The following is a 23,860-nucleotide window of genomic DNA, read 5'->3' on the forward strand; positions in this document are numbered from 1 at the left end:
CCCCAAGGCCTGCTTCAACCGAATGGATTGCCCTCGTGGGTCCACAGCCTGTTGAACTCCTGGTGTCTCGTCAAAGCAGCCCTTATCGCCACCGGTTTCAGGCCCAGCCGCATCAAGACAAAGACGGTAAAGAGCATGACGATGCGGCGCGTGGCCCAATGCATCCCTTCGCCGTCTAAGCACTTCTCCTGCAGGTTTGCCGAAAAGTGCGTGTAGTAGTTGCGGGTATCCACCAGCGAGCGGCAGAACTTCCCGCCCACGCCCGCCGGCATCTCATTGAACTCCAACTCGAGCGAAGCCATCAGCGATCGCAAACGCTGCATGAGGCTTGGCTCATTGGCGAAATTCAACATGCCCTTGATCTTCTCGCGGAGAGCGGCTGGCGTCATATCTGGGATCGCGGCCACGAGTGCCTTGCGAGCAGATTCGAAGTCCGACGGCTCGCACAACCTTCCCGACGCTGTTCGACGGTGAAAAACCTCAAGCGCCTGCACAGCGAGCAGGAAGCGGACGTTCACAAATAACTGCTTGGTGCCGATGATGGAAAAGAAGAGGTGCATTGCCGGCTCAAGCAGCGCGTACTGCTCAAACCACGCCTGTATGGCCGAAGGGTTAGCCTCTAGCAGCTCCGGCGCTGAAATGACGGGCGCGCTGCTGTCCAGGTCCTTCGTTTCTGCATCATCCATCCGACTGAAATAGGCATGGACCTCTAGTCGCTCGTCAGAGACATCGCCCTCAGCATCCAAACCTGTGAGCTCCACAGCCAGCATCTTAAGAGGATAGCCGAAGCAGAGGCTCGCAAGATTCTGAAGCTTGCCCAGAGCTTCAAGGTGCCAGCGCACAGATCGAGCCTGGCCGGATCGGATCCCAAGGCAACTGTGAACTGTGGTGTCAAATCCTGTTCGTCCGCGCTGGTCTGTATACATGTTGGTGCCCGTGCGCACCTCCAAGTCGTCGAATTCAGCAATCGTTTCGATGGACTTGGCGTGAACTTCCAGATCAAGCCTTCGCGCTTCGTGATCGTAGCCCCTTCGAAAATGGGAATGGTTTAGCCACGCCTCCAAACCGTGCAGGCGTGCCCAACTCGACCGGAACAGCGGTGAGTCAAGGTCGGCGATGTAAATGCCGAATGCGGCAAAGCTCGCATAGTAGCGGTCCGTCGTAATACCTGGTGCTTTGATGTTCCGAGCGAGTCTGAAGGCATCCGGCAAGGACACCCGTTGCCCACCAATGGTGAGGCCGTGAATGGTCAGATTCTCGCTTGCCGAGTAAAAGCTGGCATCCAGCTTCCCCAGAATGCCGACCAGCTCTAGCGTGATTTCTGCCGGGCTGACTTTGATGATACCAGCCACCTTGTCGTCAGGGGCCGATGCGATCCACCATAGACCGCGCTCCTCGAACGTGGCGTCGAGGTCCGGTTTGGGCTTGCTCATCTGGCCGCGCCCAGAGCGTTCACATGGGGACAAGCAATCACCGCGGACAGCCATCCACTGTCAGTGGCCCGCTGTAAGTGCGCGCTAGGGGAAAGCCGAGCTCCGTCTTCAATGCCATGTCGGCGTTGCAATACGACCGGCTGGCTGTGAGCGACCGGACCGCCCTGAACTCGTAGGGTGGTCCAGCCGCATCGTCGTTGCGCATCAAAGCATAGACCTTGACCGTGGTGGTCGCCGGCTTGGGGACAGAAACAACGATCTGGCGGCTGGCAATAAGCGCGAAGAGGGTTGAACGACCATTGTGGACGCCACGGGCGAAGCGAACGGACCTAATCATGTCCTCGCCGGTGTGAGGCTGGTCGGTGATCTGATCCCTGCCTTCCAGCGTAGCGATCTGGCCGCGCACGGTGACTGTGAAGACGTCGTATCCCCATGCGTTGCCGTTGTCGCGCCAGTTGAGGGTGATCGTGCCAGCCGCCCCGTCTCCGGCGATGTTGGGTACAGCGTTGGTCCCGGCGCGGAGGCGAAGGGGCTCAAGCCGCTCTGACGCTTGCAGCGGGGTCGCCAGTGGCATTGCGAGAGCACAAGCGGCCAGTATCAAGCGTCTGAGCATGGAAACTCCTTGGAGTATGGATTGAAGTTGGCCTCGCCTTGGCGGGCTTATTCCTCTTGTCCGGGCCCTTGCTCTCCCGAGCGCTCCCGATCTTCCCAAGCTTCGACAATGGCCTGAAAATCATCGCCATCAAAGTGGATACCCGCTTTAACAGACCGTATGACTTCGGCCGCTGCCACATTGGTCGGGTCGCTTGCCGATAGCAGGTAAATGCGCCGCAAAAGCTTCGCAGGTGAATCGAAGAAGGTGGCGAGACCATCTCTCGATAGGTTGGAAGTTGGGCCGTAGAGTTTCTGTAGGAAGGCGAGGAGCCAATCGTCATCTTCCGACTTCCGCTCGATCTCTTTGTTTAGCTCATCTCGGCCACCCGCTTGGCTCCAGGCATAAAGCATGTCTGTCGCGCAAGGGTGTGCCATGACCCCCTCCAACCCCATCCGCCGGAATCGTTTGATCATGACGGCTGCGATACGGTCGAATGTTTCCCTGTCGCCCAGCGCTTTGTCGGGATCCCGCCGGTTACCGTAAACACCAAGCGCGAAGGTTTCTCGTCGAAGTAATTCGGTGAGAAAGCCCAAAGAACTGCTATGCTTGGAAATCTTCACGAGAGCAGCCCGGAACTTTTTGGACGGGTAAACCTCCGCCAGCCGCCGGTAAATCCGAATAGTCAGGTACCAGGCGCGCGGTGATCCCCACGCATCGACCTGTTCGGCACCCGCAAGTCTATCGGCGGCCTCAGCCAGCCCAACAATTAGGTTCTCGATCGCCAACTTCTTTAGGTATTCAGCATCGAAATGAAGCAGATTGTCGAGCATCCGCTCAGCTTTCGTCGCTCCAGCATCCCCTCGATGCGCAGACATGCGGTGCAGGACTTCAGCGACATCCTTCCAGTCAGATACCGCAGCCGCCACAAACTCGTTCTGGTCCTGTTCGGTCACGCCGTCAGGGGGATCAAGCAAGGTGAAGTAAATTCGAGCATGGCTCGGGCTTGCCAACCGCTTGTCCATGATATCTTGTGCGGCTGAATTTCGCACGTTCTTCGCGTAAAGCCGTTCCTCGCGATCAGAATTGAATCTGCCGACCTCGATGCCGGGCAGGTGACGATGCATTTCGTAGCATAGCTTTTCCCAGCTCAGCCCGTCAGCCACGAGGGCTTGCTCCATCTCTTTCACTGAGAGGATCCGCTCTGATTCGGACACATGCGCGCGACCGGTCGACTGCGCCACAAAGTGCGTCACGTATTCTTCCGCCCAGCGATAGAAATTTGGCGATCCGACTGCGGTCATGCGAAGCCACACCAGATCGGCGAGGTCCACGCGTCCCTTTAGGCTCGGCCAAAAGGCGCGGATGCTGTCAAGGACCCGAACCACAGCGCGGGGCGAATTGAGGACGCGGCCTCCTGTCTCGTCAATGACCATTTGCAGTTCACTGACCCGTCGATGTCCACATTCGGTGAACGTCTGAAGCTCGGCCAAGAACCAGCGCCGAAGCGCGAATGACTCAGGACGTGGTACCGCGACCTCGGTCTGGATGATCTTCTCAAGGTATGCCGCTCCATTGGCAACACCTGTGCTCGTCTCTATGGACCGCTCAAGCGCTCTGGCGTCATAACAGAGCAAGTACGTGACGTTCGGGAAGTCCGCTACTGATCGCACAAGACGAAGGAGCTCTCGCACTTCGGAAGGCTCCAGCCGATCGACGTCATCGATGGTCACCACGATCCTGCAGCCAAGCTGGCGCAATGCTTCTGAGAGCTTTTCCTTTTGCTCAACCAGAGAAGGACCTTCGCTCCTCTCCGCGGCCGCTTCGGCGATCTTGCTAACTATGTCCCCTAATTGGGTAGCGCCTGGCACAATGAGACCCGCCAAGCTCGTCAGTTTGCCAACTGGTGCCAAGTGGCTAGCAAAGCTCCGGATTTGCTCCGCGACGCCTTTAACAGCACGAACAGACGTGCCCGTCGCATCGCCAGCCGCATGTTCAGCTTCCGCGACAGCCTTTGCGAGATCTTCGAAGAGCGCGGCAAGCAATTGGTCGCGATCGCCGATCAGCCAAGGCCTGAACTCCACGACGTTGACATCAGTCTTCTTTCGGGCGCTGAGCTGCTTCAAAATGAGCGCCAGCAAGCTCGACTTACCCGAACCCCACTTACCCTCAAGTCCGAAGACGAAGCCCTTCTCTGCGGCCTGTGAGGTCAGCGCATCTGCAATGCGTTCGGCCAAGGCAGAGAAGCCGAAGCGATCCTCATCCTTGGACTGAATCGGGCGGTCGCCATGAAAGGGTTGTGAAGTCATGCGTCTACATGACCAGAACTAGGCCCGCGTGACGAGTGTCCTGCCACACATGACGGGCATTATCTTCCGCCCGTGCCCACTGTGTCGCGGCTGGCCGCCTTATTCAGTTACAATCTTGTAGACCGGCGCTCCCAGTGTGACGGAACCATCCGAGCTCGTCATGTCAACCCGATCGCCGTAGCGCTTCGGATCCCACTTCGCGAGCAGCTTGAGCCGATATTCCGCCCTCACCCGGCGGGAGGCCGGATCCTCGTCTCGGGTATCAATGATGGTCAAAACCTCAGCGGCTATTGTGTCGAATCCCGCGTCACGTGCGTCGGCATAGGCCTTGGACAACTCCGCGTCGGCCTTGCACCAATTGCGCCAGGTCTCGTCCGAAGGCATTCCTTCCTGCCGACAGAGCTGGGCCAGCGGCGTGCCCAGGCGAAGCCCTTCAAGAACGGTTTGCTCGATCTCGCGCGTGCGCTTTGTGGGTCTGCTCATAATCTCAGGATAGCCCTCGCGCGCGATGTCCAAAGAAACTCCGCGCAGCATCACAGAGACAGTAGATACTTTCGCACCTCGCCGACCGCTTTTGATCGCGCGCCATGTTTCCAGGCGTTGCGATTGCCCTTAGGTGCGCCGCTTCCCTTTCCGCCGTGCATTCGGCAACGTCGATTGCCCTTCACCGCCGGTGACTGGCATGGGGTCCCGGAGCGGGTCAGAGCCAAGCAGCGCGGTGCTCGAGCCAGCCGCTCGGGTTGCATGAGGTTGTCCGACATAGTTTTCTCCTGAGCCCCCTGCCGTCGAATGGTGGTGGAACTCATCAGCAATGACCGCTTGGCCGCCCTCGTTGACGTGGATGTGGCGTACAATTTGCTCGCGCGGCTGGTGCAGCTTCGTCAGGGCCTCGAGAGTGGCGCGGCCGTTCGCCTGAGCCTTCAGGGCCAGTCGCATGAAACGCTCGGCAGCGTCGACGCTCGTTGTTCTCACGGCCGACGACGCGAATTCCGTGAAGATTGTGTCGAGCGTCAACGCCTGCGCCATGAGCACATGGCTAGCGTCTGCCAGATCGCCGCCACTTGCCTTGCCACACCGGTCTCGGAATGACGCGGGGTACGCGGCAGCGACCTCGTCACCAGAGCCCCAGCCGAGCGTTTTGGCTGCGCTGTCCGCCGCAACACGCGCATGGCGAAAGTACGGGTCGAGCATCGCCCGCGCGAGAAGGTGCGGCGGGTTCGGCTCCGCAGATTCCGGAGCGTCGGTCAACTCACTGTCTGCCATCCTGCCTACCCTTCACGCACCGGATAACTGGGCTTGCGGGTATTGCGGGGTTTCGCGGGTATTGTTTCAGCCCATATTCTAGAGATGTCACTGCCATTTCCCCCGCGTTGGCCACAGCAATACCCGCAAATACCCGCAATACCCGCAAATCTACCCCGCCTTGGCCACCGACCAGGCCTTCTGCTTGGCATGGCTGTTGTAGCCATCGACAAATTTCATGCCGTCAATGATCCTCCCGCGGTGCGTGGACAGCCACTTTGCCAACCGCTTGGAGTTGATTTCACCGCTATGCTCACCGGCGACATCACCCAGAGCAAGGAGAAAGCCGGACCGAATTTGGTTGCCATAGGGATCGCGCTCTTTGGCAATTGAAACGATCTCGGCAGTCGTCTTTTCAGCTCCGCCGACTGCATCATACCAAGAGGCCAGTAAGCTTCTCAGACTTGTCGTGGTCGGATCGTCGGCGCGCGCGGCCTCCATCGTCGACACGGGGTCGGGTTGCCCCAGCCAGACAAGCGCGGAGCGGACAATGCGCGACCAGTCCTCGAACGAGGCCAATGCATGAAGCTGGTTCGGGAAACCGGCGACAGCATAAGCGCGGGCAATTGTCAGCGCTGCGGCCACATACTTGCCGCGGTCAGCAAGCACCAGGTCGAACGGTCGCGTGCGGAATTGGCGCAACTCCGGCCGCTCGACGTTCGGGTCAAGCGAGCAGAGAACGACACGCCGCGTCATGTCGCCCACCAAGCGAATGTTGTTGCCCGTCGCAAAGGTCGTTGCGCGGCTCTCGATCCTGATGGAATTCGAAGTGCCCAAGACGCGTGGCTCGACGATCGGCCGCTCGATCATTTGGCAGAGGAAGTCGCCGCCCAAATCACCGTTGACGTTGTCGATGGAGATAATTGGCTGACCGGCAAAGAGAGCAGACACAAGCCGCTTCTCGGTTTCCGCCTCGTCCCTCCCCGCCGCGATCACAGGCGCACGCTGACCAATGCTGATCGCGGCCGCCAAGTCGATGATGTAGCTCTTGCCCGAGCCAGCGACCGGCGCCGAGGTCACATGCATGGGTGCGACCTGCATCGCGCCTCTGACCACCGGTGTGATCAAGCAAGACAGAGCAACGGCGCGGCTGGCGTCGTTGACGAACGGAAACTCGTCCAGAAGACTGTCCAATTGCTCCAATGCCCGCAGTGCATCTTCCTTCGTCGGACGATCCCCCATTTTAGGAAGCTCTGGAGGATCCATGAGCAGCAGCTGGGTTGCAGGATCGTATCCTGGCTCGCTTAGGATGGTGCCATCGGGTCGCAAAGTAGGCGTGGTGATCACGCCTGCCAGCCGAGGGAATTGCCACTCGCCATCGCGCGCCAAGATTGTCTGAGCAACCACCCGCGGCGGGTCAGTTCGGGCAAGTCGCTTCTTGCGGCCGTCAAACTTCATCCATTGCGCGCTTCGCGAAAGGTGATCCACCATCGAGTCGACACTCACCGTTTTGAGGCGCGCGACCTTCGTTCGCCTTCCATGAGCCGCGGGCAGATCGTCAATTACAGGCCGGACAATGTTCCCGCTGCGGGAATAGAACGGAGCGCTAGCCTGGATGAGCGCCTCCTCGCCCGCGCTGGCGATATTGTGGAGCTCTCCAGCCTCAACTTCGATGACGGGTCGGCTAGTGTTCGTCGACTTCCGAGCAACTGGACGGAGATCATCTTCCTGATCTTCGCCACTCACCTCTGACGCGCCTGCCCGATCAAGAAGCGCTGTTTCTGCCGCCTGCTCAAGCTCGAAAGCTGAATTGCCCTGATCAAGCCAATCAGAGACGTCACCCTTTGCGGGAAGGTTGGGCAAACTGAGAACGGCGCATTCCGATGCGATTCCGCGCAGAAGCGCTAAGCCCTTCGCAGCATGCTCCCGCCCGGCTTCGTCGTTGTCCTCGAGGAGCACGACCCGACGGCCGGCGAGATGTTGTTTGATGCCATCGCGCACCGCGTCGAACTTTCCTGCCCCGCCCGGATGGGTTGTTGCAGTGAAACCCAAGGCCCTAAGCCGGTCGACGTCCTTTTCGCCTTCGCAATAGAAGACAACCGACGCGGGATCGGCGTTGAGCAGATCAGGAAGACGGTAAAGGACCCGCTTGACGCCCTGCATGCAGCCCTTGCGAGATACAAAGCTGCCCTTCCCATCGGGACCATGCTGCCAGAATTCCTTCTCCGTACCCCGGAGCCTGCGCTCAACACGAAACACGGTGTTACCCTGCTCGTCATGGTAATCGTAGAAGGTTGAGCTGGATTTTTCGGCCGTCTTTGGCTCGTCGCGCTGCTTGATTCCCTGCTCCTCGAGCCAACGAAAAGCAGACGCTTTGTCCTGCAATCCGGCTTTATGCATGACGAGTTCGAGCACACCACCCTTGGCGCCGCACTCGTAATCGTGGAACCAGCCGCCCTCGAGGTTGACCTCAAGCGACCCGCGCTTCCCGAACTTCAGCACGCCATCGCGCGGCCTGGACAAATCAGAGTTGGGCTCTGGGAGCAGGGCCTTGGCAACATCGCCCATCATGGCGGCAAGGGGTTGATCGTACGTCATGCAACCACCTTGGGCCGGCAACCCGGCCGCTTGTGTTTCTGGCACCGGCGGTTCGGGCGAAATGTTGAGGCTGCGGCTGGTGCGGTAAACTGGAACCTGGCGCCGCACTCTGGGCACTGCGATGCCCAAACCAGCATGATGCCAAGTGACCCGTCTGGCCTCACATAGGTCGCTGTGTTCGCGACCCAGTAGCGTTGACCATCATGCATTCGGATAGTGCCGATCATGCCTGCCGCCTCGTCCAGTGCTCCGGGCGGGCCCGAAAGTAGACAGGCAGACCTCGCCGAAATGCCGGGTCCTTCACAAGCGCTTCGAGCAGACTGAATTGCGTCACTTCAGTGCGAGTCGGGCCGTTCACTGGAGCCCCTACGAGCTGCGCGATCCACTTGTTGCAGTCACCCACGATCGGGCTGACGATCCACGCTCGAATTGCGCGATGAGGGAACTGCAGGATTATGGCAGGACCGCGTCCGCGAAATGGATAGTCAGGCATGGCCAACCACCTCGCCAATCGCTGGGTGGACGATGAACACATCGTTCACCTGCGTCGCGAGAAAGGCGTCGCGAGCGAACAGATAGTGCTGCCGGATCTGGTGGAACTGCTCCTGCGTTGGAACATCTGGTTCCCACTCGCAGGTCAGCACGTATCCGCTAAGGCTGAACGTGGCGCGAAAGCCGCCTGGCAAGTCAATAGGGGCGCTGATCATGCCGCACCGCCAAACGCAATCGTCGCAAGCAACCCTGCCCGCTCGGGCCGCACTGCGTGCGCCGAGATCAGGAATTGCGCGCGGTGCGCATCAAGAGTAGAGGAGAAGCGCGATCCGCAGGCCAGCTTATCGCGCGATGCCCCGCCCCGAAACGGCGGGGTTTCGCATTTGTGAGGCATGGCTCAAGCTGCCTCCCCAGGTGCGGAATTAGCGCGATGCGCTTCGTCCGCCATTGCCGGCTCAACCGTCACTCGCGCTGCCTTCACCACGTCGGCAAGCAACGTGAGGAAAGAAAGCATCCGGCTCTGAAAGTACTCCGGTGAGGTGCCTTCGAGATCGCTGGCGCCGAAAAGTTCCTGTGCCAGCCGGTCAAGGGAGCTTGCGAGATCGGCGAAGGGCGTCGAATGCTTGCTCATGCCGACTCTCCCTCGACAAGTGCGCGAAGGCTCGCGGCCGGGATCAAGGTGCGCGTCCCGATCTTTCGGGTCTCAATGCGACCCTCTTTCACGAGTCGATAAAGGCTGGTCCTGCCGATCGAGAGCACGCGACATGCATCGCTCATCGAGTACGCAACGGGTGCGAGTGCGCCGGGATCATTGGTCATTGGCTGGCTCCGTTCGATATGGCCAGCACCACAAGAATCCCATTACACCGTTGGAACACAAACTTATTCCAACACGCACGGTGGTGTTCATGCGAACGACGGAAAGTCGTCCCGGTAGCGAGCTCTAACCGGCTGGCTATCGCGTCACCGGTGAGTTGGTTTCTGATGCGAGCGTATGCTGAAGGCGCACGCCTCCGATGCTGAAAATCAGCCATTGCGACCTGTCTTTCATGGGTGGCGCGCACTGGCGCCCGGGAACTTCTTGAGTTCCCCCGCACGTTCGCTTAGGGCTGGCGCGTCGGCTCCTACACTGACACGCTAACCCTCGCGCCTCACCGCGCGGGGGTTTCGTTTATCCGTCCATCTCTGATCCTTCGGTATGATCTGTCGCACGGTCTTGCCGCAATCCAGAGAGCAAGCTGGCCACTCGATCCTTACGGCTCTGGCGAGCAGGCTCGACGCGTTCAGGCCACAGCTTCCGAATCAGTCGCGAGATCGGGACGTAGAATGCCCCCAGAGGCCCATCCTCGTTATGGAGAGAGACTTCGTCATCGTGGGCCAAGCGAGCAATGCCGGAAGCATCTTGCCAAGCAACCCAGGCGTTATCGCCCTCAAGCATCAGATGCTCCGCAGAAGTCAGTTGTAGCGCCCAGTCAATTGCCGTCCCCAAGCTGCCTGAGATGCGCTGGGCATACTCTGCGCCGGCGTCGGAAGCACCGTCGCGCGATTCTTCCCAGAACCACGACTGCACGATGTCGCGCTCAGTCTCGGCAGTGCCTGACTTGCCCCAGTCGTCTGCGGAGATGCGCACGCGCACCGGACGACCCGATGCGAACTGAGCAAGCTTCAGATTCAGTCGGATCGCTGCGCTGAGCTCAGAAGCCGACAGCTCTGCAGCTTCAGCCTCACGGAGGCCCGTCTGGAAGAGATCGGCAAACTGCCGCAGGACGCCGACGTTCACGCCAAGAGAACGGAGCGAGTTCAGGAACATCGCAACGTGCAATTGCGCAAAGGAGAAGCGCCGGTGAGCTCGCGGCTCGGCTGGCAGGGGGACGAGCAAACCTTGCTTCATCCAGAATGCCAGAACGTCATCCGCAATGCCCGTCCTTTCCTGGACTTGCTGACGCGAGAAAGCCTTGCTCACTGGATAGCAGGTGGCGCGATCAAATAGCATAGGTCCATTACACCTATTTCATGGGCACATGTCAATAGGTCCATCGAACCTATTTTAAAACGGCCGTACTTCTAGCTTGCTTCTCGTGCGCCGGTGTCCCGAAACGCATCCAAATCCTTGAGCAGGTAGAAAACGCGCCCACCAACTCGGCGCGGGCGCGGACCTCGGCCCAGCCGTGCGTACTCCGCCAAAGTCTTGGGTGCGTAGCCAAGATATGTCGCCGCGTCTGACCTGGACACCCGGCCATCCGGCAGCACTCTCACCCGAACGTGATCAAAGGTAGCACTCATGACCAAACTCCGAATTACGGATACGGAAAGGTTTCCGTTGAAAAAGAGATAGTGCACCCCTAATTGTGTGGTCAAGCGGAAACGGATAAGTATCCGTGAAATTTTTGGAGTCGTTGGATGTCAGTGGTTGGGAATGGGATTTCGCCGGAGGGGGCGCCGACCTTCACGTTTGGAAAGGTCGTCCAGTTCCTTGCTGTGGCCTTTGACGTGTCAGGCATCAAGTACAAGACCTTCGCTTCCCGCCTTCAGCAGCTCCAGAAGATGGGTTTGCCCAACGGCACGAACACCGGGCGCGGCATCCGTGCAGCTTATGAGACTTGGCATCTCTGCGAATTCCAGTTCTATCTGGATCTCTTGCAGGCAGGAGTTTCACCTTCGATGGTGGCGGCACGCTTCGCTGACGCTCCGTTTTATGCGGCGGAGGGGGTGGGATCGGAAGCCGAGAGCCGGGCTGCCGAAGGTGAACACTTCTATGCCTATGTGCAGATCAACGCCCTAAAGTATCTCGAATCGGATAGCCTTTCCGCTCTCCGCGATGACAGTTCGTCCTACACAGAATTCAGTCTTGGCTCGGACCTAAGCCGACTTTTGCCGATCGCGCGTCATAAGCCAGGTGTTCTGGTTGACCTCGCGGTTCGCATCGATGTTCTCAAGAGAGCTGTCGGCAAAGTCATGCCCCAGCACGCGGATCTCGCCTTCTTCCGCAAGCCCGGAGGTGAATAAGCATGGCCTTGAAGTTCAACCGGCTCACCCGTCCGGCAATCCGCGGCCTACAGAAGGGCGAAAAGCTCCACGAGCATGGGATCACAGCAGAACGCCTGAAGACTGGCGACGTTCGCTATTCTGTCAACATCATGGTGGACGGCCGGCGCGTCCATAGGGTGATCGGTCGCGAAAGCGAAGGCGTGACCCGGGAGCAAGCTGAGCGCGCCATCGAGACTTTTCGAACAAAGGCTCGCGAAGGCCGGCTCGATTTACCAGCCGGGCGGAAGATCCATCGCACCTTCCGGGAAGCTGCTAAGGACTACATCGATCGCCTGGAAGAGGTGGGTGGCAAAGGCATCCCTAAGAAGCGGCAGCAGCTCAACATGCATCTGGTCCCTTACTTCAAGGATCAGCGCGCGGACCGGATAACCGAGTTCACCGTGCAGCATTACGTGAAGTACCGACTTGGCCAGGGCGCCATGCAGTCGACGGTCAATCGCGAGCTCGCCACGCTGTCTCACATGCTTCGGCGGCTGGCCGAGTGGAAGTGGATGCGCAAGGATGACATCCCGCTTATCAAGAAGGGAGCAGAGCCCCGAAAACAGATCGTGGTCCTGACGCCGAAGAATCAGCAAGCCCTATTGCAAGCAGCGATTGAAGATCAGGATCCGTACTGCTGGCTCTTTGTCGCGTTCGGGCTGAACACGGGCATGCGCCACCGCGAGATCCTGAACGTGAAGTGGAGCGACATCGACTTCGATCTTCGCCGCATCCATGTGGCCAAAGCAAAGGCTGGACAGCGTGAGCAGCCGATCACAACCGTGCTGGCTGACATGCTCAAGAAGGAGCGAGAGCAGCGCGAGGACAAGGACGGCTACATCTTCGGCATCACGAAGAACGACAGGACCTTCGGACCGCGCGACGCGATGTCGATCCAATTCAAGCGCGTGGTCGTCAGGGCGAAGCTCGATCCGGCGAAGGTGACGCCCCACGTGATGAGGCACACGGCCATCACGCGGCTGGTCATGTCGAAGGTCGATATCCCTACGATTCAGAAGATCAGCGGGCACAAGACGCTGGCGATGGTGATGCGGTATGTGCACCTCGCCGGCGAGCATATCGACTCAGCGATAACCGCGATCGAGACGAGTCTTCCCGGCACGATTACACCAGAAGTACACACGCAGTCTGGAGATGAGGCGCGAGGAGCGGCCTAAGTCATTGATTTCATTGGTGCGGACGGCGGGACTCGAACCCGCACGATCAAGGATCAAGGGATTTTAAGTCCCCGGCGTCTACCATTCCGCCACGTCCGCCCATCGTTTTGCCGCCCATTGTTCCACCCACGGGCAATCCAAGCGCCTGCCACAGCAAAAGAGGCGCTGCAACGCCGGTTGCAACGCCTCTCATGAATTTGTCCGGACAAGACGTCAGTCGGCGTTGAGCCTCTGGCGCATTTCCTTGCCTGCCTTGAAATAGGGCACGCGCTTGCCGGGAACCTCGACGGTTTCCCCGGTGCGCGGGTTGCGCCCCTTGCGGGCATCGCGTTCACGCGTGGAGAACGCGCCGAACCCGCGCAGTTCCACTCGGCCACCTTCGGCAAGGCGCTTGGCAATCTCATCGAAGAAAACGTCGACAACGCGCTCGATTTCTTCGCTGCGCATACCAGGACTCTCCTTGGCGAGCGCTTGCAGCAGCTCCGATCTTATCATTCTTTCCCTCCGCCAGGCGACCTTGCGGACGCCCCCCGTTTATTGACGATCCCAGCGCCCGAACCCCCGTACGAGCGCGAGTCACGATCCTGCCACGCAGAATCGGGTGTGACAATCGTTTCATAATGTCGGGACGGCCCAAAAATGGACCGTTTCAGGCGCTTTCCGTAACGTCAGCCAGCGTAATGCCGAGAAGAGCCATCCGTGCGGCCACTGCCGGCCATTCATCGCGCAGGAAGGATTCGCGCTCGCGGCGGCGCAGGACTTCGCTGGCCCCCGGCGCCACGAACATCCCGACCCCCCGCTGGACGATCACCAGGCCCTCGTCCTGGAACTGCTGGTAGGCCTTGGCAACGGTGAGCGGATTGGCACCCTGTTCAGCCGCATAGGCCCGCACGGAGGGCAGCATCTGGCCATCGGCGTAACGCCCCTCCAGGATCGCCGCACAGATCTCGTCACGCAGGCGAAGATAGACCGGGCGGCTGGTTTGGCTGGTGGTGATGACCATGGTGATCTAGTGCCATAATACAGCGAGACGCACAACTGCCGAAGGCGATGCGCGGCGGCTCGGCCTTTCGCGGACCGGTCCAGACCGTATTGGTTGCGATTGAAAATAGTTTATTGCCATCGTCGATCGTGGCACTACAGCGGTCGGGAATGCTGCGCGGGAGAGGCGCGGCATCTGTTGCAACAAACACGACGAGAACGCTCGCCCGCATGGCCCAAGACAACCTGACGAGCCCGCAGACCACCGCCTCCGGCGAGTGGTTCGGACATCCCGCGCAATTGAAGCGCCTGTTCACCACCGAGATGTGGGAGCGCTTCGGCTATTACGGCATGCGGGCGATCCTCACGCTCTATCTCGCCAAGCACTTCCTGTTCAACGATACCACCAGCACCGGCATCTACGGCGGCTTTACGGCGCTCGTCTATCTCACGCCGCTGATCGGCGGACTGATCGCCGACCGTTATCTCGGCTCGAAGCGATCGGTGAAGTTCGGCGCGATCCTGATGGCGATCGGCTACTTCATGCTCTGCTTCGGCGGCGAGGCGGCCAAGCCCTATGCCACGATCGAAGGGCAGCGCTACGAAGTCACCGTCACCGAGGCGGCGGGAAGTGAAGTGCGCTCGGTCGAGATGGGCGGGCAGCGCCTCCAGATCGTCGGGAATGACGACAAATCCGTCTCGCTAAAGACGGCAGACGGTGCCGAGGCCCGACGCATTGCACCGGGCGGGTTCCAGTCGGACGGCGAACGCTCGCAGTTCCACATCGCCATCCTGCTGGCCGGCCTCTCTCTGGTCACCGTCGGCAATGGCTTCTTCAAGCCCAATATCTCGACGATCGTCGGCTCGCTCTACGCCGATGGCGACCGGCGCCGCGATGCCGGCTTCACCATCTTCTACATGGGCATCAACCTCGGCTCGCTGATCTCGCAGTTCTTCTGCCCGATCCTCGCCGAAAGCGTCGGCTGGTGGGCGGGCTTCGGCCTTGCCGCCATCGGCATGACCTTCTCGTGGGTGCTGTTCCAGTTCGATGGTGGGCGCCTCGATGGCTATGGCGAGCGCCCTGTCGGCGCCGATCCGCGCAAGGACTGGCTGATCTATGGCGCGGCGCTGGTCTGCGTGCCGCTGTTCTTCTTCCTGTTCACCAATCTCATGGCCTATGTCGCCCCCGAAGCGGGCGAAGGCATCGTCGGCTACTTCCTCGGCCTGCCGATCATGGGCAAGCTGATGTTCGGCACCTTCCTGCTGGCCGTACCCGGCATCCTGATCTGGGCGCTGGCTGCGGGCAACCGCGTCGAATTCCAGATGATGGTCGCGGCGATGGTGCTGATCGTGTTCAACACGGTGTTCTGGACCCTGTTCGAACAGGCCGGTTCCTCGCTCACCCTGTTTGCCGAACGCAACACCCAGCTCGAGATCGGCTGGACGCGTCCGCTCTTCGCGATGTTCCGCGATACGCCCGCAAGCTACTACCTGTTCTTCGCAGTGCTCCTTGGAGGTCTTGGCTGGGCGCTGGCGTGGTTCTTCGGCAATGGCGAAGATCCTGCGACCAAGCGCAGGATGACGCTGGGCTTCGGCGTGGTCATGCTCGCGGGCTTCTTCGGCATGGTCTATGCCCGTTCCCAGGGCTTCGGCAGCGAAGACGTCTATGTCATGCCTGCGGGCCAGACGCAGATCTTCAACGCCCTGTTCATCGTCACGCTCGCGCCGATCTTCAGTGCAATGTGGAACGGCATGGCCCGCAAGGGCATCGAGCCCTCGATCCCGGTAAAGTTCGCCATCGCCCTGATGGGCGTGGGCGCCGGCTTCCTTCTCCTCGTCTGGGGCGCGCAGTTCGCCGATGCCCAGTTCAAGGTCGGTCTGGTGTGGCTGGCTGGTCTTTACCTCATCCATTCCATGGCAGAACTGTGCATCTCGCCGGTCGGCCTGTCCATGATCACCAAGCTCTCGATGGCCCGCATTGTCGGCATGATGATGGGCGTGTGGTTCCTGTCGATCGCCGTGGCGCAATACGTCGCGGGCATGGTCGCGCAGGTCGCCAGCGTCGAGACCGTGGGCGGACAGGTGACCAACCTCAAGGTCAGCCTTGATACCTATGTCGGCGTGTTCACCACCATCGGCTGGATCTCGGTCGGCATTGGCGCAGTGCTGCTTGTCATAGCGCTCCCGCTCAAGAAGCTTATGCACGGGGTGAGCTGAGCTCACCCGCTGCGGATCAATCGGCAGGAAACTCCGTATTGTTACAGAATTGTAATGTGACTAGAGTGTTGCTGACAGAGCTCGCGCCGGATCAACGGCGGAGACGTGCATGAGGGGGCGCAAATGGATCCTGCATTGATCCACCTGGTGGTCGCAACTGCCGGTTTCGTCGGTACGCATTTTCTGATGTCGGGTCCCTTGCGCCCGACGCTGGCGTCCGCACTTGGCAGTCAGGGCTTCCTGCTGCTCTACTCGCTGGTCTCGATCGGCACTTTCGCCTGGGCGGTGGTCGTCTTCGATCGTGCGCCGGCTGACGGTGCACTGTGGAATGGCATGTCGGTCGCCCCATGGGCGCTGGCCAGTATCCTGACCATCACCGCGCTGGCGCTGCTCATTCCCTCCTTCGCCCGCAATCCGGCCCTTCCGGGCAAGAGCGCGGCAGGCGTCGGCACGTGGATTCCGGTCGGCGTCTTCCGCGTGACGCGGCATCCGATGATGTGGGGCATTGCCCTCTGGGCGCTTGGCCACATGATCGCCTCGCCCACCCCGCGCGTGCTGATTCTGATGGCCGGCCTGATCCTTCTGGCGCTGCTCGGCTCGCACTTTCAGGACAAGCGCAAGGTCGCCCAGAACAAGCGCGAGTTTTCGCCCTGGCAGCGGCGGACGACCTTCTGGCCACAACTGCGCGAACTGGCCGGCCTCAAGACGATCTGGCTCCTTGCCTTCCTCGTCTGGTTCATCGCCACCTGGCTCCACTACCACCTGTTCGGCATCCCTGCCGGGCTGTGGATGTGGGTCGGCTGATCAGCGCTTTACGTCAGGATTGACGCGGGCGCTCAGGCCCGCGCTTCGCTCACGCCCGCCGAGTTGTGGCGCAGCGCCTTCAGCGCCGTATCGACGATCTGCGGTGCGTTGAGCCCAGCCGTGTCGTACTGCTTGTCCGGCGCATCATGGTCCTGGAACACGTCGGGCAGCCGCATGGTGCGGATCTTGAGGCCGCCATCGGTCAGCCCCTCGTCGCTTGCCATGGTCAGCACGTGTGCGCCAAGCCCGCCGATCGAGCCTTCCTCGATCGTCACGACAACCTCGTGCGTGGTCATCAACTGGCGGATCAGGTCGGTATCAAGCGGCTTGGCAAAGCGCAGGTCGGCCACCGTCGTCGAAAGCCCCTTGGCCTCCAGCTGGTCCGCCGCCTTCAGCGCTTCGGCCAGACGCGTGCCCAGCGAGAGCAGCGCCACCTTCGACCCTGACCGCACGATGCGGCCCTTGCCGATCTCGAGCAGTTCCGGCTCGTCCGGCAAAGCGACGCCGGTGCCATTGCCGCGCGGATAGCGGAACGCGATCGGACCGCTGTCGTGGCGGGCGGCAGTATAGGTCATGTGGACCAGCTCCGCCTCGTCCGCCGCTGCCATCACCACCATGTTTGGCAGGGTGGCGAGGTAGGTAATGTCGAACGATCCGGCATGGGTCGCGCCATCGGCCCCGACCAGCCCGGCGCGGTCGATCGCAAAGCGTACTGGCAGGTTCTGGATCGCCACGTCATGCACCACCTGGTCGAACGCGCGCTGCAGGAAGGTCGAATAGATCGCGCAGAACGGGCGCATACCCTCTGCCGCAAGGCCCGCCGCGAACGTCACCGCATGCTGCTCGGCAATGCCGACGTCGAAGGTGCGCGTCGGATGCGCCTTGGCGAACTTGTCGACGCCCGTGCCGCTCGGCATCGCCGCCGTGATCGCGCAGATCGTCGCGTCGGTCTCGGCCAGCCTGGCCAGCGTCTCGCCGAACACGTTCTGGTAGGCGGGGGCGCCGGGCTTGGCCTTGACCTGTTCGCCCGTAACCACGTCGAACTTCTGCACGCCGTGATACTTGTCCGCCGCCTGCTCGGCCGGGGCATAGCCCTTGCCCTTCTGCGTCACCACGTGGACGAGGCATGGCCCTTCGGCCGCATCGCGCACGTTCTCCAGCACCGGGATGAGCTGGTCGATGTTGTGCCCGTCGAGCGGGCCGACATAGTAGAAGCCCAGTTCCTCGAACAACGTGCCGCCCATGGCCATGCCGCGCGCGAACTCGTCGGTCTTGCGCGCGGCAGCGTGCAGCGGACGCGGCAGCTTGCGCGACAGGCGCTTGGCGATTTCACGCAAACCCAGGAACTGGCGCGAGGACACCAGCCGCGCGAGATAGGCCGAAAGCCCCCCCACCGGCGGCGCGATCGACATGTCGTTGTCGTTGAGGATGACCACGAGCCGGTTGCCCGCCTCGCCCGCGTTGTTCATCGCCTCGTAGGCCATGCCCGCGCTCATCGCGCCGTCGCCGATCACGGCAATGCCCTTGCCGGGACGGTTGCTCAGCTTGTTGGCGATGGCAAAGCCCAGCGCCGCCGAGATCGAGGTGCTCGAATGCGCGGTGCCGAACGGGTCGTATTCGCTCTCGCTGCGCTTGGTGAAGCCCGAAAGCCCCCCACCCTGCCGCAGCGTGCGGATACGGTCGCGCCGCCCGGTGATGATCTTGTGCGGATAGGCCTGATGGCCCACGTCCCACACCAGCTTGTCCTGCGGCGTGTTGAACACATAGTGGATCGCCACGGTCAGTTCGACCACGCCGAGGCCCGAGCCAAGATGTCCGCCCGTCGAACCGACGGCAGAAATCATTTCGGCGCGCAATTCGTCCGAAAGCTGGCGAAGCTGCGAAGGCGCAAGCTTACGAAGATCCTCAGGGGTATCGACCGTGTCTAGCAGCGGCGTTGCCGGTTCTGAATTCATCCCACCGCCCTTACACCGATGCTTTGGCGCTGTCGAACAGGATCATGTTGCCAAAGCCTTCCCCATGGTCCGGGGCGTGCGCTTGCCGAGCATCACCGACGACGCGACCAGCGCGATGGCCGCCAGCACGAACGCATAACCGGGCGCGGCAAGATCGCCGCTCTGGCCGATGTAGTCCGTCAGCAGCACCGGCGTCAGCCCGAAGGTCAGCGCCACCACCACGCCATAGCCGATGCCGACCAGCCCGGCGCGGTGCCGCTTCGGCGTGATTTCCACGAAGGCGGCATAGGCAACCGCGGCGGAAACCGTCGCCATCAGCAGGAGCAGGGCAGCCGCAAGAGCAAGTTGCGCCAGCGTTCCGGCGGCGATGCCCCAGCGGAACAACGGCAGCGAAACCGCCGCCGCCAGCAGCGCGGTGGCGAAGTTCACCTTCTGCCGCCCGATCCGGTCGCCCAGCCATCCGCCAAAGAGCAGCCCGACGATCTGCGTCCCCGCTGCCGCCATCTGCAGCAGGTAGCCGTTCGTCACCGGAATCTTCAGGAACGTCACCGCATAGACGAACAGGAAATCCCCCGTCGCGCCCGCCAGCAGGAAGCCGAACACCCCCAGCAATGCCGCCGCATAGGCCGGAACGTCGAGCTCGGTCACCACGTTCGGCCCCGTCTCGGGCAAATGCAGCGTCTCATCCAGCCGCCGCCGCAGGATGAAGGCCAGCGGCACGATCCCCGCGCCGATGGCAAAGGCGATGCGCCAGCCACAGGCATCGAGCTCAGCCGGAGTCAGCACGCTCGCCAGCACCAGCCCGACAAGGCCGCTGCACAGCACGCCGATGCGCATCGCCACCAGTTGCAGCGCCACCAGCATCCCGCGCTTGTGGGGCGGCGAACTCTCGGCGAGGAAAGCCGTTGTCGGCCCCACATCGCCGCCAGCCGCAAGCCCCTGCAACAGCCGGAACAGCACGACCAGCACCGGCGCCCAGATTCCGATCACAGCATAGCTCGGCGTCAACGCCAGCCCGATCGCGCTCACGCCCATCAATGCGAAGGTGGCCAGCATCGTCGGGCGGCGTCCCACCTTGTCGCCCAGCAGGCCGAACAGGATCGCTCCCAATGGCCGCGCGCCGAAACCGGCCCCTGCCGTCATCAGCGTGAGCAGCAGCGCACTACCCGGCGCACCGGCCGGGAACATGACCCGCGAAACGTTCACCGCGAAGAAGCTGAAGCTCAAAAAATCGTAGAATTCCAGCGCATTGCCGGAAATAACCGCCGCAAACTGCTTCCGCGTCGGCAGGTACCGTGGCTCGTGTGCCTGATCGTTCATGCTGCCCTCTCCCCATCAGGCAAATTCAATCCTCGGCAGCACACTCCGCGCAATGGCCGCGAATCTCGACCACCGGTCGCACCTCGGCAAAGCCCGCTGCCTGCGCGGCCAGGCGCAACGCACCGGTCAGCTTGTCGTCATCGTTGTGCACGGCCTTGCCGCACAGGTCGCAGATCAGGAAAATGCAGTCGTGCCGGCAACCGGGATGGCTGTTGGCGACATAGGCATTGGCGCTTTCCACCCGTCGGGCGAGGTTGGTGCGCACAAACAGGTCGAGAATGCGATAGACCGAATTGGCCGCAACCCGCTTGCCGCGCCGCGCGCCGACGCTTTCGGCAATGTCATAGGCGGACGCGGGCTTTTCGTGCGCCGCCAGCGCCTCGAACACGTCGGCACGCATCTCGGTCCACTGCTCGCCCGAAGCAACCAGCGCATCGCGCGCGGCCTCGATCAGCTTGTCGCCTGCGAAATCGTGATGATGGTGCCCGGACATCGTCCCTAGATAGGCACGTCCTTGCCGCCACGCAAATCAGGAGTTGGACGGCTACTTGCCCTGATCATTTCGTCATTGCGAGCGGAGCGAAGCAATCCAGTGCGGTTTGCTGTGACGCCCTGGATTGCTTCGTCGACTGCGTCTCCTCGCAATGACGAAGAGGCGCCAATCAGTTCCGCGTGAAGCCGGCCTTGTACAGGTCCGGAAACAGCCGCTTGAGATTCGCCACCTTGGGCGCGTCCCACCGCTTGATATAGCCGTGGTCGGGATTGTTCGCGGCGAAGTCCTGATGATAGCCCTCCGCCGGGTAGAACGCCTTGTAGGGCTCGATCGCGGTGACAAGCGGCTGCTTCCACAGGCCGGACTTCTTGAGTTGGCCGAGGTAGGCCGCAGCCACCCGCGCCTGTTCCGCATTCATCGGCACCAGCGCATTGCGGTACTGCGTGCCGTGGTCAGGGCCTTGGTAGTTCAGCTGCGTCGGATCGGCGCCGACAGCAAAGAACACGCGCAGAAGCTGGTCGTAGCGGATCTTTGCGGGATCATAGGTCACCCGCACCGCCTCGGCGTGACCGGTGCGCCCGGAGCCGACGACGTCATAGATCGCCGTATTCTTCGCCCCGCCATGATAGCCGGAAACGACGCTGCTGACGCCATTCAGATGACTGAACACCGCCTCGATGCCCCAAAAGCAGCCGCCGGCAAACACGGCGGTCTTCTTGCCCGGAGCTTCGTTGGCTTGGACTGCTGCGGCCGGCGTTGCCACCGCACCTTCGGCCTGCGCCGGTTGCTGGCAGGAAGCGGTCAGCACTCCCACCGCCAAGAGTGCGGAAAGGAGCGGGCGGCGCATCCTAGTGCGAGACCTGTTCGGTATCGGGAGTCGCCAGTGCGGTCGTCCCCGAAGTGATGCCCATGACCGCCGCTCCCATCAGGAAGCCGAAGGCCAGAGCGCGGAAGAAGTCAGGCTTGAACAGGCCCATTGTCGTCAGCTTTCACAAATCGTCTTTGCGTCTCGCTGCCCATGGCCCGAGTCGCCTGAATCTTCGGTGACGCCCTGCACAGGGATTCAATCAGGTGATGTGACAATCTGCGAACCGTTCACCGCGTGCGACGAAACGTTAGCCCCGCAACTGCACCCAAACCGGTGCATGGTCGCTGGCCTTCTCGCGGCCACGGTATTCCTTGTCGACGCCCGCCGCCACCAGCCGGTCGGCCAGTTCGGGCGAGAGCAGGGCGTGGTCGATGCGGAAGCCATGGTCGCGCTGCCAGGCACCGGCCTGATAGTCCCAGAACGTCCACACCCCGCCTTGCGGATTGAAGGTGTCGATCGCGTCGGTCCAGCCGTCGTTGAGCAGGCGGCGATAGGCATCGCGCGATTCGGGCTGCGTCAGCGCATCATCGGCCATCGCCTTGACCGAGAATGTGTCCTTGTCCTCGGGGATCACGTTGTAGTCGCCGATCACCACTGCGGGCACGTCCTCGGCCGCGATCTCGGCCATGCGCTTGCGCAACCGCTCCATCCAGCGGAGCTTGTAGTCGAACTTCGGGCCCGGCTGCGGGTTGCCGTTCGGCAGGTAGATGCACACCACGCGGATGCCGAAGACATCGGCCTCGAGATAGCGCGAATGTTCGTCCTCGGGCTCTCCGGCCAAGCCGCGCTGCACTTCGACCGGCGCTTGGCCATCGGCCAGAATTGCCACGCCGTTGAAGCCCTTCTGGCCGTGCCAGATCGCGTGATAGCCGATCTTCTCGAACTCGGCCGCCGGGAAACCCTCGTCCTGCGTCTTGATCTCCTGCAGGCAGGCAACCGACGGCCGCGTCTCCTCAAGCCATTCGAGCAAGCGGGGAAGGCGGGCCTTGATCCCGTTGATGTTGAACGATGAAACCTTGATCATATCGCGAACGATGCGCCGCAGCCGCACCCTGATGCCGCCTGGGGATTCGATACCCGGAATGCCGCGCCGCCGAGCGATTCGACGTATTCCACCACGCTGCCTTCGAGCAGGCCAAGGCTGATCTCGTCGACCACCAGCCGCACGCCATCGGTCTCGGCGATCAGGTCGCCATCCTCGGGCGCTTCGGCCAGTCCGAACTTGTACTGGAAGCCCGAACAGCCGCCGCCTTCGACCGAAAGCCGCAGGATTGCGGGCTTGCCCTGCTTTTGCGCGATGGTGGCAACGCGGGCGGCGGCGCTCGGGGCGAGGGTGACCTGTGTTTCGCTCATGCCTGCAAGATAGGGGCGCGACACAGAAACCTCAACGGTTCCGCTCATCCTCCAGCCGGTCCTCGATCGATTCATCGTGGCCGGTGCCGCTCGACAGGAACACCAGTCCCATCAGTGCCGCCATCAGCATGATCGTCAGCCAGACGCCCAGTGCCGAGGCGATGTAAAGGTGGATCGAAACGAAGCCGATCTGGAGGTAAAGAACATAGAGGACCACGCCGACCACGGCAGTGCTGAACAGCGCCATCCAGCGCATGATCTGCCGGTATCGCGCCCAGGCAAATCGAGCGTTTTCAGGATCATCGAGGGGTGAGCGTCCGACCATGGCAAAGTCCTTTGGCGTTCGAAGATGGTGCGCGCAACGGCTTTGACAATGGCCACCAAGATGGCATGATCCCTATGGGAGTTCAGGCGGCCCGAAAAGACGCCCGAAGGCGCAAGTCGGCCGCATCACGAAGGAGGATGCCATGACGATTGCGCAAGTCATTCAGGGACGCGGTGAAGTCTGGAGCGTGTCCGCCGACGCGCAGGTTTCCGACGCGATCGACATGCTCGCCCACCACCGCATCGGCGCCCTGCCGGTGAGCGACGGGGACAGCGGCGTGGCCGGAATCTTCTCCGAACGCGACATGATCCGCTGCCTGCACAAGCATGGCGAGGCGGCGCTGCACATGAAGGTGCGCGACATGATGACTGCGCCGGTCGTCACCGTTTCCCCTCAGACCTCGGTGATGGAGGCGCTGGCCCTGATGACCCAGCGCCGCTTCCGCCATCTCCCTGTAGTGGAAGGAAATTCCATGGTCGCCTTCGTCTCGATCGGCGACCTCGTGAAGCACCGGCTCGACAAGATCGAGGCCGAGGCGGACGCGATGCGGGTCTATATCCAGCAGGCCTGATCCTACGCTCCCGGCATTTCCAACTCTCGGGGGCAGAAGGGCAACTCCCCCCGAACTCTCCCCCAACTCCCCCGCAACTCCCGGGCACCATCGCCCTGCAAA

Annotated in this window: 26 protein-coding genes and 1 tRNA gene; 5 read left to right on the forward strand and 22 right to left on the reverse strand. The window is 61.6% G+C overall.

Annotated features, from left to right (window positions below; translation table 11 throughout):
- Positions 1-14 precede the first annotated feature (14 nt).
- The 11 genes from I2488_RS07735 to I2488_RS07780 all read right to left on the reverse strand — a co-directional run bounded on the left by I2488_RS07735 (position 15) and on the right by I2488_RS07780 (position 10,659).
- Positions 15-1,433 carry a HEPN domain-containing protein gene (locus tag I2488_RS07735; protein WP_196275226.1) on the reverse strand — a complete coding sequence of 473 codons (1,419 nt, stop codon included), beginning with the start codon at positions 1,431-1,433 and terminating at the stop codon, positions 15-17.
- Positions 1,434-1,470: 37 nt separating this feature from the next.
- Complete coding sequence (locus I2488_RS07740) at positions 1,471-2,046, reverse strand: hypothetical protein (RefSeq protein ID WP_196275227.1); 576 nt, start codon at positions 2,044-2,046, stop codon at positions 1,471-1,473.
- Between the two features lie 47 nt (positions 2,047-2,093).
- A complete protein-coding gene (locus tag I2488_RS07745; RefSeq protein WP_196275228.1) occupies positions 2,094-4,334 on the reverse strand; it encodes a KAP family P-loop NTPase fold protein in 2,241 nt (746 codons plus the stop codon).
- A 99-nt stretch (positions 4,335-4,433) separates the two neighbouring features.
- Entirely contained in the window at positions 4,434-4,850 is a 417-nt protein-coding gene (locus I2488_RS07750) for a terminase small subunit-like protein (RefSeq protein WP_196275229.1), read from the reverse strand.
- Positions 4,851-4,867: 17 nt separating this feature from the next.
- Positions 4,868-5,002: a hypothetical protein gene (locus I2488_RS19870; protein ID WP_425492383.1), complete on the reverse strand. Its 135-nt coding sequence runs from the start codon at positions 5,000-5,002 to the stop codon at positions 4,868-4,870.
- Positions 4,947-5,597, reverse strand: coding sequence for a hypothetical protein (locus I2488_RS07755; protein ID WP_196275230.1), 651 nt, complete (start codon positions 5,595-5,597; stop codon positions 4,947-4,949). Before I2488_RS07755 ends, I2488_RS19870 begins: the two co-directional genes overlap by 56 nt.
- 150 nt (positions 5,598-5,747) lie before the next feature.
- Positions 5,748-8,282, reverse strand: coding sequence for a topoisomerase (locus I2488_RS07760; protein ID WP_196275231.1), 2,535 nt, complete (start codon positions 8,280-8,282; stop codon positions 5,748-5,750).
- A 377-nt stretch (positions 8,283-8,659) separates the two neighbouring features.
- Complete coding sequence (locus I2488_RS07765) at positions 8,660-8,881, reverse strand: hypothetical protein (RefSeq protein WP_196275232.1); 222 nt, start codon at positions 8,879-8,881, stop codon at positions 8,660-8,662.
- 182 nt (positions 8,882-9,063) lie between these two features.
- Positions 9,064-9,297, reverse strand: coding sequence for a hypothetical protein (locus I2488_RS07770; protein WP_196275233.1), 234 nt, complete (start codon positions 9,295-9,297; stop codon positions 9,064-9,066).
- Positions 9,294-9,485: a helix-turn-helix domain-containing protein gene (locus tag I2488_RS07775; RefSeq protein ID WP_343071010.1), complete on the reverse strand. Its 192-nt coding sequence runs from the start codon at positions 9,483-9,485 to the stop codon at positions 9,294-9,296. The genes I2488_RS07770 and I2488_RS07775 overlap by 4 nt, the downstream gene beginning before the upstream one ends.
- A gap of 352 nt (positions 9,486-9,837) precedes the next feature.
- On the reverse strand, positions 9,838-10,659 hold the full coding sequence (locus tag I2488_RS07780) for a helix-turn-helix domain-containing protein (protein WP_196275234.1): 822 nt from the start codon (positions 10,657-10,659) through the stop codon (positions 9,838-9,840).
- A gap of 407 nt (positions 10,660-11,066) precedes the next feature.
- On the opposite strand from I2488_RS07780, the gene I2488_RS07785 reads away from it, so the two are divergent.
- Complete coding sequence (locus I2488_RS07785) at positions 11,067-11,672, forward strand: hypothetical protein (RefSeq protein WP_196275235.1); 606 nt, start codon at positions 11,067-11,069, stop codon at positions 11,670-11,672.
- Between the two features lie 2 nt (positions 11,673-11,674).
- Positions 11,675-12,871 carry a tyrosine-type recombinase/integrase gene (locus I2488_RS07790; protein ID WP_196275236.1) on the forward strand — a complete coding sequence of 399 codons (1,197 nt, stop codon included), beginning with the start codon at positions 11,675-11,677 and terminating at the stop codon, positions 12,869-12,871.
- Between the two features lie 14 nt (positions 12,872-12,885).
- Here I2488_RS07790 and I2488_RS07795 read toward each other — a convergent pair.
- The 3 genes from I2488_RS07795 to I2488_RS07805 all read right to left on the reverse strand — a co-directional run bounded on the left by I2488_RS07795 (position 12,886) and on the right by I2488_RS07805 (position 13,874).
- A tRNA-Leu gene (locus tag I2488_RS07795) sits at positions 12,886-12,970 on the reverse strand.
- 114 nt (positions 12,971-13,084) lie between these two features.
- The gene (locus I2488_RS07800) at positions 13,085-13,366 is read right to left on the reverse strand and encodes an integration host factor subunit beta (RefSeq protein WP_196275237.1); all 282 of its coding nucleotides are present in this window, start codon (positions 13,364-13,366) and stop codon (positions 13,085-13,087) included.
- Between the two features lie 154 nt (positions 13,367-13,520).
- On the reverse strand, positions 13,521-13,874 hold the full coding sequence (locus I2488_RS07805; RefSeq protein ID WP_196275238.1) for a GntR family transcriptional regulator: 354 nt from the start codon (positions 13,872-13,874) through the stop codon (positions 13,521-13,523).
- 209 nt (positions 13,875-14,083) lie between these two features.
- On the opposite strand from I2488_RS07805, the gene I2488_RS07810 reads away from it, so the two are divergent.
- Together I2488_RS07810 and I2488_RS07815 are read left to right on the forward strand one after the other, a co-directional pair.
- Positions 14,084-16,069 (forward strand): peptide MFS transporter, encoded by a 1,986-nt coding sequence (locus I2488_RS07810; protein WP_246465553.1) that lies wholly within the window; start codon positions 14,084-14,086, stop codon positions 16,067-16,069.
- A gap of 123 nt (positions 16,070-16,192) precedes the next feature.
- On the forward strand, positions 16,193-16,873 hold the full coding sequence (locus I2488_RS07815; RefSeq protein WP_196275240.1) for an NnrU family protein: 681 nt from the start codon (positions 16,193-16,195) through the stop codon (positions 16,871-16,873).
- A gap of 32 nt (positions 16,874-16,905) precedes the next feature.
- On the opposite strand, the gene dxs is transcribed toward I2488_RS07815, so the two are convergent.
- From dxs to I2488_RS07850, 8 genes are all read right to left on the reverse strand, one after another.
- The gene (dxs, locus tag I2488_RS07820) at positions 16,906-18,828 is read right to left on the reverse strand and encodes a 1-deoxy-D-xylulose-5-phosphate synthase (RefSeq protein ID WP_196275241.1); all 1,923 of its coding nucleotides are present in this window, start codon (positions 18,826-18,828) and stop codon (positions 16,906-16,908) included.
- Between the two features lie 42 nt (positions 18,829-18,870).
- On the reverse strand, positions 18,871-20,148 hold the full coding sequence (locus I2488_RS07825; protein WP_196275242.1) for an MFS transporter: 1,278 nt from the start codon (positions 20,146-20,148) through the stop codon (positions 18,871-18,873).
- Positions 20,149-20,173: 25 nt separating this feature from the next.
- Positions 20,174-20,641, reverse strand: coding sequence for a Fur family transcriptional regulator (locus I2488_RS07830; RefSeq protein ID WP_196275243.1), 468 nt, complete (start codon positions 20,639-20,641; stop codon positions 20,174-20,176).
- A gap of 169 nt (positions 20,642-20,810) precedes the next feature.
- Complete coding sequence (gene msrA / locus I2488_RS07835; RefSeq protein WP_196275244.1) at positions 20,811-21,488, reverse strand: peptide-methionine (S)-S-oxide reductase MsrA; 678 nt, start codon at positions 21,486-21,488, stop codon at positions 20,811-20,813.
- Position 21,489: 1 nt separating this feature from the next.
- The gene (locus tag I2488_RS19710) at positions 21,490-21,618 is read right to left on the reverse strand and encodes a hypothetical protein (RefSeq protein ID WP_281390041.1); all 129 of its coding nucleotides are present in this window, start codon (positions 21,616-21,618) and stop codon (positions 21,490-21,492) included.
- Between the two features lie 138 nt (positions 21,619-21,756).
- A complete protein-coding gene (xth, locus tag I2488_RS07840; protein WP_196275245.1) occupies positions 21,757-22,533 on the reverse strand; it encodes an exodeoxyribonuclease III in 777 nt (258 codons plus the stop codon).
- Positions 22,530-22,862, reverse strand: coding sequence for a HesB/IscA family protein (locus I2488_RS07845; protein ID WP_196275246.1), 333 nt, complete (start codon positions 22,860-22,862; stop codon positions 22,530-22,532). The genes xth and I2488_RS07845 overlap by 4 nt, the downstream gene beginning before the upstream one ends.
- 31 nt (positions 22,863-22,893) lie before the next feature.
- Positions 22,894-23,187 carry a hypothetical protein gene (locus I2488_RS07850; protein WP_196275247.1) on the reverse strand — a complete coding sequence of 98 codons (294 nt, stop codon included), beginning with the start codon at positions 23,185-23,187 and terminating at the stop codon, positions 22,894-22,896.
- A gap of 142 nt (positions 23,188-23,329) precedes the next feature.
- Here I2488_RS07850 and I2488_RS07855 point away from each other — a divergent pair, with 142 nt between their 5' ends.
- The gene (locus I2488_RS07855; protein WP_196275248.1) at positions 23,330-23,758 is read left to right on the forward strand and encodes a CBS domain-containing protein; all 429 of its coding nucleotides are present in this window, start codon (positions 23,330-23,332) and stop codon (positions 23,756-23,758) included.
- The last annotated feature ends 102 nt before the right edge of the window (positions 23,759-23,860 follow it).

The sequence above is a fragment of the Novosphingobium jiangmenense genome, assembly GCF_015694345.1.
GTDB classification, from domain to species: Bacteria; Pseudomonadota; Alphaproteobacteria; order Sphingomonadales; family Sphingomonadaceae; genus Novosphingobium; species Novosphingobium jiangmenense.